12 protein-coding genes and 1 pseudogene are annotated in these 12,411 nt (G+C 70.7%); 8 read left to right on the forward strand and 5 right to left on the reverse strand.

Translation table 11 applies throughout. The annotated features are described in order from the left end of the window. Positions 1-183 precede the first annotated feature (183 nt). From OIC96_RS12020 to OIC96_RS12030, 3 genes are all read left to right on the forward strand, one after another. Positions 184-1,362 carry a sensor histidine kinase gene (locus OIC96_RS12020; RefSeq protein ID WP_330307835.1) on the forward strand — a complete coding sequence of 393 codons (1,179 nt, stop codon included), beginning with the start codon at positions 184-186 and terminating at the stop codon, positions 1,360-1,362. Between the two features lie 145 nt (positions 1,363-1,507). Continuing rightward, positions 1,508-2,203, forward strand: coding sequence for a response regulator transcription factor (locus tag OIC96_RS12025; protein WP_330307834.1), 696 nt, complete (start codon positions 1,508-1,510; stop codon positions 2,201-2,203). A gap of 168 nt (positions 2,204-2,371) precedes the next feature. After that, on the forward strand, positions 2,372-2,722 hold the full coding sequence (locus OIC96_RS12030) for a hypothetical protein (protein ID WP_330307833.1): 351 nt from the start codon (positions 2,372-2,374) through the stop codon (positions 2,720-2,722). 85 nt (positions 2,723-2,807) lie between these two features. Here OIC96_RS12030 and OIC96_RS12035 read toward each other — a convergent pair whose 3' ends face one another. Together OIC96_RS12035 and OIC96_RS12040 are read right to left on the reverse strand one after the other, a co-directional pair. Then, on the reverse strand, positions 2,808-3,260 hold the full coding sequence (locus tag OIC96_RS12035; protein WP_330307832.1) for a DUF7144 family membrane protein: 453 nt from the start codon (positions 3,258-3,260) through the stop codon (positions 2,808-2,810). Positions 3,261-3,423: 163 nt separating this feature from the next. Continuing rightward, on the reverse strand, positions 3,424-5,016 hold the full coding sequence (locus OIC96_RS12040) for a PucR family transcriptional regulator (protein ID WP_330307831.1): 1,593 nt from the start codon (positions 5,014-5,016) through the stop codon (positions 3,424-3,426). A 102-nt stretch (positions 5,017-5,118) separates the two neighbouring features. Between OIC96_RS12040 and OIC96_RS12045 the strand changes: the two genes are divergently transcribed. The 5 genes from OIC96_RS12045 to OIC96_RS12065 all read left to right on the forward strand — a co-directional run bounded on the left by OIC96_RS12045 (position 5,119) and on the right by OIC96_RS12065 (position 9,910). After that, complete coding sequence (locus tag OIC96_RS12045) at positions 5,119-6,024, forward strand: chorismate synthase (RefSeq protein WP_330307830.1); 906 nt, start codon at positions 5,119-5,121, stop codon at positions 6,022-6,024. 107 nt (positions 6,025-6,131) lie between these two features. After that, complete coding sequence (gene menC, locus OIC96_RS12050; protein ID WP_330307829.1) at positions 6,132-7,241, forward strand: o-succinylbenzoate synthase; 1,110 nt, start codon at positions 6,132-6,134, stop codon at positions 7,239-7,241. Positions 7,242-7,407: 166 nt separating this feature from the next. Then, positions 7,408-8,307 (forward strand): ABC transporter substrate-binding protein, encoded by a 900-nt coding sequence (locus OIC96_RS12055; RefSeq protein WP_330307828.1) that lies wholly within the window; start codon positions 7,408-7,410, stop codon positions 8,305-8,307. Continuing rightward, positions 8,304-9,140, forward strand: a complete 837-nt coding sequence (locus OIC96_RS12060; RefSeq protein ID WP_330307827.1) for an amino acid ABC transporter permease — start codon at positions 8,304-8,306, stop codon at positions 9,138-9,140. Before OIC96_RS12055 ends, OIC96_RS12060 begins: the two co-directional genes overlap by 4 nt. Further along, positions 9,137-9,910: an amino acid ABC transporter ATP-binding protein gene (locus OIC96_RS12065; RefSeq protein WP_330307826.1), complete on the forward strand. Its 774-nt coding sequence runs from the start codon at positions 9,137-9,139 to the stop codon at positions 9,908-9,910. The genes OIC96_RS12060 and OIC96_RS12065 overlap by 4 nt, the downstream gene beginning before the upstream one ends. A 150-nt stretch (positions 9,911-10,060) precedes the next feature. On the opposite strand, the pseudogene OIC96_RS12070 reads toward OIC96_RS12065, so the two are convergent. The 3 genes and pseudogenes from OIC96_RS12070 to OIC96_RS12080 form a co-directional block, all read right to left on the reverse strand. Continuing rightward, positions 10,061-10,237 (reverse strand): annotated as a pseudogene (locus tag OIC96_RS12070) (inositol monophosphatase family protein); the annotation flags it as partial. A gap of 127 nt (positions 10,238-10,364) precedes the next feature. Then, positions 10,365-11,066 (reverse strand): TetR/AcrR family transcriptional regulator, encoded by a 702-nt coding sequence (locus OIC96_RS12075; RefSeq protein ID WP_330462168.1) that lies wholly within the window; start codon positions 11,064-11,066, stop codon positions 10,365-10,367. Positions 11,067-11,073: 7 nt separating this feature from the next. Continuing rightward, on the reverse strand, positions 11,074-12,399 hold the full coding sequence (locus tag OIC96_RS12080) for an FAD-dependent oxidoreductase (protein ID WP_330307825.1): 1,326 nt from the start codon (positions 12,397-12,399) through the stop codon (positions 11,074-11,076). Positions 12,400-12,411 lie beyond the last annotated feature (12 nt).

Consider the following 12,411-nt stretch of genomic DNA (forward strand, 5'->3'; position numbering starts at 1 on the left):
ACCCCCGCGTCGGACAGTCCCTGCGCCCAGGGGGTGCTGTGCGGGACCTTCGCAGCACCCCCGAGGGCCGCCCGTGTCACCACGGGCGGCCCTCATCGGCCGTTCCGCGACGCGGTGTCCCCGCTGGCCCTTCCCGTACCACCGCGCTCACCATGGACGCAGCTCACCCCGACCGGAGAACCGATGATCACCAGCTGGCAGCGGTACAGGGCGGACCATCCCCGTGTGGTCGACGTGATGGTCGTCCTGGTGGCGTTCGCCTTCACCCTCCTCGGCTGTCTGATCAGCTTGGAGCCCGCGGGCGAGAAGATCCCGTTGTGGCCCGGCGTGCTCCTGGGGGCCGTCGGCTCCGCGGCCCTGTGGTGGCGCCGGAGTCACCCCCGCACGGTCGTCGCGGTGACCTCGGTGGCAGCCAACACCGCCGGGGCCCTGGGTTATCTCCTCACTCCCCTGCTCCTCGCCCCGGTCATGAGCGCGCTGTACTGGCTGGCGATGCGCACCAGCCGCAGTACGGCCCGGATCGCCCTCGTCGGCGTCGTCTCCCTGCTGGTGACCACGGCCCTGGTCGACGACCGTTACGCCTACCCGTGGCCCCTCAAGACGCTCGGCCCCGCCTTCTGGGTGCTGGCGCCGGTCGCCTGGGGCACGGCGACCCGGCTGCGCCGCGCCTACCTGGAGGCCGCGCACGCCCGCGCCGAGTACGCCGAGCGCACCCGCGAGGAGGAGGCACGGCACCGGGTCGCGGAGGAGCGCATGCGCATCGCGCGCGAACTGCACGATGTCGTCGCCCACCACATGGCCCTGGCCAACGCCCTCGCGGGCACCGCCGCGCATCTCGCGCGCACCCACCCCGACCAGGTCCAGCGGATCCTCGACGACCTGGCCGGCACCACGTCCTCGGCGCTGCGTGAACTCAAGGCCACCGTCGGCCTGTTGCGGCAGGCGAACGAGCCCGACGCTCCCCTGGAACCGGCCCCCGGCCTCGGCCGGCTCTCCGACCTGACCAGCGCGTTCGCGGCCGCCGGGCTCACGGTCACCGTCACCGTCGAAGGGGAGGAGCAGCCGCTCTCACCGGGGGTGGACCTGACGGCGTACCGGATCGTGCAGGAGGCCCTCACCAACGTCGCCAAGCACGCCGCCGCGAAGACGGCGCGCGTCAGGCTGGCGTACACCCACGACCATGTGACCATCACGGTCAGCGACGACGGGGACGCCGCGGCCCCGGCCGCCCCGTCTCCGAGCGGCGGTTTCGGCCTGATGGGCATGCGAGAGCGCGCCCAGTCGGTCGGCGGCCGCCTTCAGGCGGGACACCGCCCGGAGGGTGGCTTCACCGTCACCACGGAGCTGCCGATCCGCACATAGCACCGAAGATCCCCGACGTGGAACCCGCGACTGCTGATCCCACGGGTCCCCAGCCCCCCGTCGCCCCCCGTCGCCCCCAGTGCCCCAGTCCCCGAGCCCCCCAAGCCTCCCCAGCCCCCCATCCCCGGGAAGAAGACCGCACCAGATGACCATCCGCGTCCTGCTCGCCGACGACCAGGCCCTCCTTCGGGCCACCTTCCGGATCCTGATCGACTCGTGCGACGACCTGCACGTGGTCGCCGAGGCCACCGACGGCAAGGAAGCGGTCGAACTCGCCCACGTCCACCACCCCGATGTCGTCCTCATGGACATCCGCATGCCCGGCACCGACGGTCTCACCGCGACCACGGCCATCTGCGCCGACCCGGACCTGTCGGCCACCCGCGTCCTCATCCTCACCACGTTCGAGATCGACGAGTACGTCGCCCAGGCCATGCGCGCCGGCGCGAGCGGCTTCCTCGGCAAGGACGTCGCCGCCGACGCGCTGCTCGACGGCATCCGCACCGTGGCCTCCGGCGACGCCCTGCTCTCCCCCGCCGCCACCCGCACCCTCATCACGCGCTTCCTCACCACTCCGGCACCGGGCACCCCGCTGGCGCTCCCCGATTCCCTCGACACCCTCACCGCCCGCGAACGCGAGGTGATGGCCCTGGCGGCGGAGGGCCAGTCCAATACCGAGATCGCCGAGCGACTCGTGGTCAGCCCCTTGACCGTACGCACCCACATCCACCGCGCCATGACGAAGCTCAACGCCCGCGACCGCGCCCAACTCGTCGTCATCGCCTACCAGTCGGGCCTGGTACGCCCCACACCGCCGCAGGCGCCCGAGCCGCCGCGCTGACTCACTCACGCGAGGCGACTTCGGCGGCGGCCCGTCGATCACCCGGACGGCGGCGGCCGGTGGCGGCCGTGGGCGGGGGGTGCTGGCCTGGCACTCCCGTCCGATGCCCGACCGAGGCCCGACCGAGGCCCGACCGATGAACCGTGCGAGTTCAGTGGGAGCTACAGCATGCCCGAGATGCCAGAGATGCCCGATCCGGGCGATGCCCTCACGGAGACCTTCGCGTTCATGTGCGGAAACTGCGGCGAGTCCTGGGAGCAGACCTTCGAGGTCGTGTTCCTCCCCGACCCGGCCGCGCTCAACCCCCAGGAGTACGTCGACGAGGACGGCAAGGCCATGCGGTCACCGCTGGCCGACGCGGTCTGTCGCGTGTGCGGGAGCCGGAAGGTGCGGGTGATGGCACCCGACCTCGCCGAACGGGCCAGGGCGGCCGAGGACGCGGATCACCCGCACCACAGCCGTCACTTGCATCTGCCCCACCGGTCACATCCGGCGCGGCGGACCGATTCGGAGGACTGACGGGCCTCACCGGCATCGACATCGACACCGGTCCACGCGGGGCGAGAACGCAGGGGCGCAAGCGTGAGCGCGGGGAGGCGGCGGCTCAGACGTGCGCGGTGTCCGGCTTGTACACGGAGAGCGCCCAGATCACGAAGAGGTCGACGGCGATCACGATGAGGCCCCAGAGGGGCGCGTACGGCAGGAACATGAACTGGGCGATGATGCTCAGCGCGGCGATCAGGATGCCGGTGAGCCGTGCCCACGCCTCTCTCGTGAGGATGCCCCAGCCGGTGACGGCGGTGACGGCGCCCAGCATCACGAGGATCCAGCCCCAGCCGGTGAGGTTGATCCGGTACGTGTAGTCGCCCACGCGGGCGTACACGTCGTCCTTGGCGATGGCGGCGATGCCCTGGAGGATATGGAGGATGCCGTTCATCCCCATCAGGACGCCCGCGAAGGTGACACCGCCTGCCGCCCAGGCGCTCTTGCGCGACGACGGCGCTCCGGTGCCGGTGTCCTGAGGAGTGTCCGACGGCTTCGAGGCATCCTGGCTCATGTTTCGACCCCTGCGTGGTGTCGTCGGGTTCCCGCCCGGTGCGGGGACGCCAAGGCGAGTTCGAGCCTCCGCCTCGACCTGGCACTCCGCCACGCGGGCTCGGCCGATCGGGTGACCGGGGCCGGGGCCGGGATCACGTACAGAGGTCTCGCCGAAGACGGAGTCACTTCAACCGCAGTTGCAGCCACAACACAAGCCGAGTATCGGGATCGGCGAGGGTGAAGTGGAACAGCTCCTGGGCGCGGGCCAGGCGGTAGCGGCAGGTGTTGGGGTGGATGGACAGGGCGCGGGCCGCCGCGGAGACGTCGCTGTCGGCGGTGAAGTAGGCGAGCAGCGTCTCGGCGTAGGCCGTGCGGTGTGCGAGGTCGTGTGCGTGGATGGCGGGGCCCGAGCCCTCGGCGAGACGTGGAATGTGAGGGGCGTGCTCGGCCAGGTCGGCGAGGGTGACCGTGGGGCGTACGTCCTCGAACGCCGCCACGGCTGTCTCGGTCGGCGCCAGGGTGCGCAGCACTGTGTCGGCGTCGCGGCGCGAGGAGGGTGCGTCTCGCAGGGTGGGGACGACTGGGCCGAGGGCCGCCCGTACGGGGAGGCGCAGGGCGCGGTCGGCGCGCTGGGCGAGGTCGGCGACGAAGTCGCGGTGGGCGCCGGCGGGCAGCAGCGCGTAGACCGTGCCGTCGATCAGGGCGCAGCCGTGGTGGCTGTAGTGGGCCTCGCAGTGCAGGCTGATCAGGTCGGTCAGTTGGAGCGCGGCGCGTGCGTTGGCGACATCGTCGGGGTCGGTGTCGGGGTCGGTGAGGTCGGCGCGGGTGAAGTGGAACGCCGCCACCACGGCCGGGGCATCGAGGCGCAGGCCCAGCTGAGGGGCGATGAGCGGGGCGCTCGCCGGATCGTCGAAGAGGCGGCGCAGCAGGTCCCCGCGCTGGCGGCGGGCCAGGTCGTGGGAGGTGCGGGCGCGCAGGAGGTGCAGGGCGGCGATACGGGCGGCGTCGGCGAGCGCTCGCGTCGCGTCCTCACCCAGATCGTCATGGGCGTCCACCACCCAGATCGTGCCGAGCAGTTCACTGCCCGCGCGCACCGCGACGGCGATCCGGGGCAGTCCGTTCGGCGACGCGGGAAAACGCAGCACGTCGGCGGTGCGGGCGAGATCTCGGTACTGCGGGACGTTGTCCGCCAGGTACGGCACATGCAGGCCGAGGATGCCCTGTCTGCGCTCCTCGTCGATCTCCTGGCCGCGCAGCGTGGAGTAGGCCAGGATCCGCTGGTGCGGGTCCTCTATCGCGGTGGCCCCGCCGACCGCCGCGGCGATCGCGTTGGCCAGGGCGAACAGGTCGCCGATGTCCGCTCCCACGGAGGAGCGCCCCGGTATGGATCCGCCGCCGCGGTCGGGGGGTGAGGTGGCTATCAGCGCCGAGCCGAGCAGGGCGTCGAGCTGCTGCCAGGCCAGGTCGTCGTCCGCGATGAGGAGCGCGACGCCCGCTTGCTGCGCCGCGTCGGCCAGTTCGCCGATCGCCTCGCCGTACCGCTTGACGACGATGCCCGCGAGGCCCGCTGCCGCGGCGGGGCCGACCAGCCGTACCGCCTGCGAGGGTGTGACGCCGACGGCGAGCAGCAGTACGTCGTCCAGGTTCGGCAGGTCGACCCTCGGCTCGTAGATCACCGTCGCGGTGACCGGCGCCTGAGTACCGCGCGGGGCCGTCACCAGTTGCAGCGGTGAGGGGCCGAGAGCGTCGCAGAGCTGACGCAATGTCGTGGGCACGCCGCATGGTAGATCGTTTTTGGCTGATCGCCCAAGGTCAATTCGGTTTCCTGTGGCGGTCATCCGAAGAGTGGCGCCGGGTGCTTGCCCGAGTCTTGCTCCGTGCTCACCGAAACTCATCGCTCAGCAACGACATGCGGGGAATGCGGACGGCCGCTGCCTGCGGATCCGGCGATCGGCCCTTCGGGCGACCACGGGCCCTTCGCCGCCTCACTCGCCTCGGCGGCCCAGCAGGCCCAGGCCGCGGCGGGCGCGGCGGGCGTGCGGATCGAGACCATCGAGGACCCCGAGCGGCTGCTCGCCGTCTCCCGTCTCCTCGCCGAGGTGTGGGCGACGCCCCCCGGGCACGACCCGCTCGCCCCCGATGTGCTGCGCTCGCTGGCCCATGCGGGCGGCGCCGTCCATGTGGCGTTCGGGCCCGGCGGCATGACGGGGGCGACCGCGGCGATCTTCGGACCGCCCCGGGGTCACGACCTCTACAGCCTGATCGCCGGCGCCAAACAGGGCGGCAGAGGCGTGGGGTACGCGCTCAAACTGGCGCAGCGCTCCTGGGCACTTGAGCGTGGCGTCGCCACCATCAGCTGGACGTTCGATCCGCTGGTGCGCCGCAACGCCTGGTTCAACCTGGTCAAACTGGGCGCGCACGCAACCGAGTACACCCCGGACTTCTACGGCCCGCTCGACGACGGCTTCAACACCGGCGACAAGACCGACCGGCTCACCGCCGTCTGGCATCTGGACCGGCTCGGCACCCCGGCAGCCGACATCGCGGACCGCCCCGACCCCGACACCTCCCCCGGCCCGGACGGGCTGCCGTTCACCGCTCGCGACGAGCGCTCCCTGTGGTGCCGCGTCCCGGAGGACATCGTGGCCGTACGCGGCGCGGATCCCGCACGTGCCGTGGCATGGCGCACGGCGGTGCAAGACGTCCTCGCTCCAGCCCTGGCCGACGGCTACGCGGCGACCTCCATGACACGCGACGGCTGGTATCGCCTCACCCGTCCCTGAGTCCTTGAGTCCTTGAGTCCCTGACTCCTTGAGTCCCTGACTCCTTGAGCCCTTGGCATCCCGTCCGACCCCCGTGGCGCCGCCCCGACGCACCTTGCGGAGACCCGTTGAAGATCGAACACATCGAACTCGTCCACATCCGGCTGCCGTTGGTGGGTGCCTTCCGTACGTCCTTCGGCACGGACACCGTCCGCGACACCTTCCTGCTGCGTGTCGTCACCGACACGGGCGAGGGCTGGGGCGAATTCGCGGGAGACCCCGACCCGTTGTACTGCCCGGAGTTCGCGGCCTCCGCCGAACTGGTGCTGCGTGACCATCTGATCCCGCGGGTCACCGCGCTCGGCGAGGTCACCGCGGCGCGGATCGGTCCCGCCGTCGAAGCCGTCAAGGGACATCCGCTGGCCAAGGCCGTGCTGGAGACCGCCGTCCTGGACGCCGAACTGCGGTCCTACGGCATGTCCTTCGGCACCCACCTGGGTGCCGTGAAGGACCGCGTGCCGTCGGGCGTGTCCGTCGGCATCATGGACAGCGTCGGCGAGCTCCTGTCCGCCGTCGAGGGGTACCTCGCCGAGGGCTATCTGCGGATCAAGCTCAAGATCGAGCCGGGCTGGGACGTCGAGCCGGTGCGTGCCGTACGCGACGCGTTCGGCGACGAGGTGATCCTCCAGGTCGACGCCAACACCGCCTACCGCCTCTCGGACGCCGAACACCTGCGCCGCCTCGACGAGTTCGCGCTGGCCCTCATCGAGCAGCCGCTCGACGAGGACGACCTGCGCGGCCACGCGGAGCTCGCCAAGGTGGTCCGTACGCCCCTGTGTCTGGACGAGTCGATCACCTCGGCCCGCGACGCCGCCACCGCCCTCGCACTCGGCGCCTGCCGCGTCATCAACATCAAGCCGGCCCGTGTCGGCGGCTACCTGGAGGCGCGCCGTATCCACGACGTGGCCCGCGCGCAGGGAGTGCCGGTGTGGTGCGGCGGCATGCTGGAGACCGGAGTCGGCCGATCCGCCAACCTGGCGCTCGCGGCCCTGCCCGGCTTCGTTCTGCCCGGCGACACCTCGGCCTCCTCGCGCTACTACGCCGAGGACCTCACCGAGCCCTTTGTCCTGGACGACGGCCACCTCACCGTCCCCACGGGTCCCGGCAGCGGCGCGACCCTCCTGCCCGACGTGCTGCGCCGCGTCACGGTGGCCCGTCGCGACCTGTACCGCGCATGACCGCCCCCGCAGCACCCGCCCTGCTTGCCCCTGCACCACCCACCCTGCCTGCACCCGCACCACCCACCCTGCCTGCCACCCGAGAGGCCAGGGCCACGCCCCGTCCCCGCACGCCCCGGCCCCGCACGCCACTTCCCGTGACACGACCCAGAACGAGACCGAGGACATGACCCGAATGCCCAGAAACCTGCTCGCCTCCGCCGTGCTCGTCACCCTCCTCGCCGCCTCCACCGCCGCCTGCGGCACCTCCGGCGATGACTCGGAGCCGAAGGCCGCGACGACTTCCGCACCCCTGTACAAGGACCTCCCCAAGGAGATCCGCGAGGCGGGCAAGATCGTCGTCGGTTCCGACATCTCGTACGCGCCGATGGAGTACTACGACACCGACGGCACCACTGTCCTGGGCTTCGACAAGGACCTCGCCGACGCGCTGAGCAAGCAGCTCGGAGTGCCGTTCGAGTTCAAGAACGCGTCCTTCGACGGCCTGATCACCTCACTCAAGTCCAAGCGCCTCGACGTCGTGATATCTGGTATGTCCGACACCAAGAAGCGCCAGGCCAGCGTCGACTTCGTCGACTACTACACCGCCGGCGCGATGCTCCTGGTGAAGAAGGGCAACCCGGAAGGTCTGAAGTCGCTGACCAGCCTGTGCGGCAAGACCGTCGCCGTCCAGCGCTCCACCACCCAGGCCGGATACGCGGCGGAGCAGAGCAAGACATGCGTCAAGGACGGCAAGAAGAAGATCCAGATCCTTGAGTTCGACCGCGAGACCGAGGCACTGCTCCAGGTCAAGCAGGGCCGCGCGGTGGCCGGCCTGGAGGACTACCCGGTCGCCAGCTACAACGCCCGCACCTCCAACGGCGGCAAGGACTTCGAGGTCGTGGGCGAGCAGATCGAGGCGGGCCCGCTCGGCATCGCCGTCGGCAAGCAGGACACCGCCCTGCGCGAAGCTCTGAGCAAGGCGCTCGCCGCGATCATCGACAACGGTGCCTACACCAAGCTGATCGAGAAGTACGGGATTCCGGAGGGTGCGGTCACCGAGGCGAAGGTGAACGCGGGCACATGACCACCACGATCAGCAAGACACCGCCCGACACCGTCAAAGCGGTCCCGGTCCGCGAGTACGGACGGTGGGCGTTCCTCGTCGTCATCGTGGCGGCGCTGGCACTCGTGGTCCGGGCCTTCGCCGGCGCGGACATCGACTACTCGGTCACCAGGGAGTTCCTCACCGCGAGCAACGTCCTGACCGGTCTCGGCAACACGGTCGTCATCAGCGTCCTGGCCCAGGCACTCGGCATCGCGCTCGGCGTGCTCTTCGCCATCCTCGGGCGTTCCCGCCACCGTGAGATACGGGCAGTGTCGGCGGCGTACGTCTGGCTCTTCCGCGGTACTCCGGTCATCGTCCAGCTGCTGCTCTGGTACAACCTGGCCCTGGTCATACCGGAGGTGACGCTCCCCGGCATCGGCAGCTGGCAGACGAACGATCTGATGACCCCGTTCGTCGCCGCGCTGCTGGGCCTCGGCATCAACGAGGGCGCCTATATGGCGGAGATCGTCCGCGCCGGCATCGACTCCGTCGACGAGGGCCAGACCGAGGCCGCCCACGCACTCGGCATGCGCCGCGCCCTGACCCTGCGCCGGATCGTCCTGCCGCAGGCCATGCGGGTCATCGTGCCGCCGACCGGCAACGAGTTCGTCAGCATGCTCAAGACCAGCTCGCTGGCGTACGCGATCCAGTACGGCGAACTCCTCCAGTCCGCCGTGAAGATCTACTCCAACAACCTCAAGATCGTGGAGCTGCTGCTCACCGTCACGATCTGGTATGTGGTCCTCACGACCGTCGCCACCGTTCTCCAGCGGTTCCTGGAGCGGCGCTACTCGAAGGGAGTGCGCCGGTGACGACCACGACGACGGCAGCTGTGTCAGCGCGTGGTGTGCGCAAGAGTTTCGGTCACACCGAGCTGCTGCGCGGCATCGACCTGGAGGTCGCGCCCGGCGAAGTGGCGTGCGTGATCGGCCCGTCCGGGTCGGGCAAGTCCACGTTCCTGCGCTGCGTCAACCATCTGGAGAAGGTCGACGCGGGCCGGCTCGAGGTGCACGGACGGCTCGTCGGCTACCGCGAGCACGGCGGGCGGCTGTACGAGCTGCGCGACAAGGAGGTCGCCGCCCGGCGCCGTGACATCGGCATGGTCTTCCAGCGCTTCAACCTCTTCCCGCACATGACGGCGCTGCAGAACATCATGGAGGCGCCGGTCCGGGTCCGGGGCGAGGCCAGGGCCGTCGTGCGGGAGCGTGCGAGCGCGCTGCTGGACCGGGTAGGACTCGGCACCCGCGGTGACGCCTACCCCGCACAGCTCTCGGGCGGCCAGCAGCAGCGGGTAGCCATCGCGCGGGCGCTGGCGATGGAGCCGAAACTGATGCTCTTCGACGAGCCGACCTCCGCGCTCGACCCCGAGCTGGTGGGTGAAGTCCTGGACGTGATGCGGGACCTGGCGACGTCCGGCATGACGATGCTGGTGGTCACCCACGAGATCGCCTTCGCCCGCGAGGTGGGCGATTCGCTGGTCTTCATGGACGACGGCGCGGTCGTCGAGGCGGGTGTACCGCGCGAGGTGGTGGCACACCCGACGCACGAACGCACCCGCTCGTTCCTGTCCAAGGTGCTGTGAGGCATGCCCCTGGCCGCAGCGCCCACCGCCGCCAGGGGCATCCGCCCACCGCGCGCCCAGGCCGACATGGCGCTGCACTGCCCGAGCGCCGCCGCGAACCGAGTGGGCTGAGGCGGGTGTGGGGACGGCCTTTCAGCCGCAGGACCGGCCTCAGTTGCTGATCATCGATATCAGCAGTCGGTGGGTTTCGCCGTCGGCGGCCGCGACAAGGCCGCGGCCTGCCTGCCCGATCGGAGCGCCGTCGATCCCGGTGACTACACAGCAGGCGGCCCGGCACAGAGCGATACCGGCGGCGAAATGTACGCTCCCGGACAGGTCGGCACCGTCGTGTCCCGGGTGGCCTCTTGGGCTTCATTCTTGCCTGCCGACACAGCTAGCCAGGAGGTGCAGGGGGCGGGTGGTCGGGGGGAATCGCACCCCCGGACCAGGTCAGGTCAGGTCAGGTCAGGTCAGGTCAGGTCAGCAGCCGTACCCAACTGGCGCTGAGCTCGTCGAGCATCTGGTCACGCGTGAGCTTCCAGTCGGCGGCGCCATCCCAGTTCTGGGCGACGACGTCGAACTGGGCCATCGCGAGAACGCCCCGGAAGTGGCGTTGATGGGCCTCGAAGCGGCCGGCCGTCATCAGTCCGTCCTCGATGTCGCTGATGGCCTCCTCCAGCCATCGCTCGACCAGGTCGATGAGTTCCGGGTCGACCACCGCGGCATCACGGCCGATGCGGATGATCGGTCGGATGGCCGGCCAGCTGTCGGCGGTCCGCCGCAGCCACGCCGTGATCGCCCCCGGCGTCCCGTCGACGACGGTGGCGACGAGGTCCTGCGCCGTCGAGCCGTGCTCCGGGGAACGGACGTGCTGCAGCGCCACGTTGAGCTGCTCGTCGATGAGCGCCTTCATCAGTTCACTGCGGGAGGGGAAGTACTTGTAGAAGGTCACTCGTGTGGTGCCCACCGCGGTCGCGATGTCGTCGACCGTGGTGGCGGCGTACCCCTTCGTCTTGACCGGTGGCTCACGCTCAGGGGAGCAGGTCGACGGATGCCGTGGTCGGTGTAGACGAGGCTGACGCAGGCGGTGCCGGTGAGCGGGCAGGGGCAGGCGGGGACGAGTGGAAACGGCTGTCGCGTTGCCCGCCGGGAACGCGCGGTCCGCCTTGGGCAGCAGGCTTCGGTCAGCGGGCGCTGCCTGCCGTGAGCGCCACGGCGTCCGTCCGCGCGCCGGTGTTCTGCTCGGCGGGGACCGACTCCAACGGGATCGGGGTGAACATGGCCGGCTCCTCGTCGGGCGTCAGCGCGGTGGGGCCGTACACCCAGTCGGTGAAGCCGTAGTCGTGGATGTCCAGGCCACGCATGATCGTGTTGCGTTGCAGGCGTTCGTCTCCGTCGAGGTGCCACAGTTCACCCCAGGCGCGCGCCGTCGTCTGCACCCTCCGGCAGTGCTCGACGCGGACCGCCTCGTACGCGGCCAGGGCGGCGTCCAGGCCCTGCGGGGTTTCGTGACCGGCGACAGCATGCCGGGCGATGTGCCGCGCGAGCACCCAGCCGTCCTCGATCGCCATGATCGCGCCCTGCGCCATGTACTGCAGCGGCGGGTGCGCGGCGTCGCCGAGCAGCGCGATACGGCCGTGCACCCACGTCTCGATCGGGTCGCGGTCGAGCATCTGCCACCAGCGGTCCCGCCACATCAGCGGAATGCCCTTGCGCACGGTGTCGCAGGTGGCCTCGAAGGCGGCGTCCAGCTCGTCGGGCGTGCCCCAGTCCTCCTGCCCGGCCAGGGCCTTGGGCGATTCGAACACGGCGACCTGGTTGAACATCTCGCCGCCGCGCAGCGCGTACTGGACGAAGTGGCAGCGCGGGCCGACGTAGACGGTGACGTCCTTCTCCGCGATGCCGTTGTCCCGGACCTGCTCGATCGGGACGGCCGCGCGGTAGGCGACGTAGTCGGAGCTGACCACGTCGTCGCCCACCAGTTGGCGGCGGGCCACGGAGTGCAGCCCGTCGGCGGCGACGACCAGCGGCGCCTCCTGGGTACTGCCGTCCTCCAGGCGGATCAGGGCGCCGCCATCCGTGTGCTCGTAGCCGACGACACTCTGGTCGGTCAGCAGCTCGACACCGGCGCGTTCGCAGGCACGCAGGAAGATGCCGTGCAGGTCGCTGCGGTGGATGACCATGTACGGGAAGCCGTAGCGGCGTTCGAGGTCGCGCAGGTCAAGGCGGGTCAGTTCCCGGGAGTCGAGCGCGTCCCGCATCACCATGTTCTCGGGGACGACGCCAAGAGTCCTGGCCTCCTCCAGCAGGCCGTACTCGGCGAGGATGCGGGTGCAGTTGGGGGCGATCTGCAGGCCGGCGCCCACCTCGCCGAACTCCTTGGCCCGTTCGAGGACGCGTACACGCAGGCCTGCGCGGGTGAGGGCGAACGCGGTGCTGAGGCCGCCGATGCCGCCTCCGACGACGATGACGTCGGGTCGGGTGCCGGTGGAGGGTGTTGCTGGGTTCATGGTCTCTTCCTT

The sequence above is a fragment of the Streptomyces sp. NBC_00775 genome (genome assembly GCF_036347135.1).
Taxonomy (GTDB): Bacteria; Actinomycetota; Actinomycetes; order Streptomycetales; family Streptomycetaceae; genus Streptomyces; species Streptomyces lutosisoli.

Bases quoted from the DNA above. Each gene is read 5' to 3' on its own strand.
- OIC96_RS12020 (WP_330307835.1), top strand. From the start codon at position 184: ATGATCACCAGCTGGCAGCGGTACAGGGCGGACCATCCCCGTGTGGTC.
- OIC96_RS12025 (WP_330307834.1), top strand. From the start codon at position 1,508: ATGACCATCCGCGTCCTGCTCGCCGACGACCAGGCCCTCCTTCGGGCC.
- OIC96_RS12030 (WP_330307833.1), top strand. From the start codon at position 2,372: ATGCCCGAGATGCCAGAGATGCCCGATCCGGGCGATGCCCTCACGGAG.
- OIC96_RS12035 (WP_330307832.1), bottom strand. From the start codon at position 3,260: ATGAGCCAGGATGCCTCGAAGCCGTCGGACACTCCTCAGGACACCGGC.
- OIC96_RS12055 (WP_330307828.1), top strand. From the start codon at position 7,408: ATGACCCGAATGCCCAGAAACCTGCTCGCCTCCGCCGTGCTCGTCACC.
- OIC96_RS12060 (WP_330307827.1), top strand. From the start codon at position 8,304: ATGACCACCACGATCAGCAAGACACCGCCCGACACCGTCAAAGCGGTC.
- OIC96_RS12080 (WP_330307825.1), bottom strand. From the start codon at position 12,399: ATGAACCCAGCAACACCCTCCACCGGCACCCGACCCGACGTCATCGTC.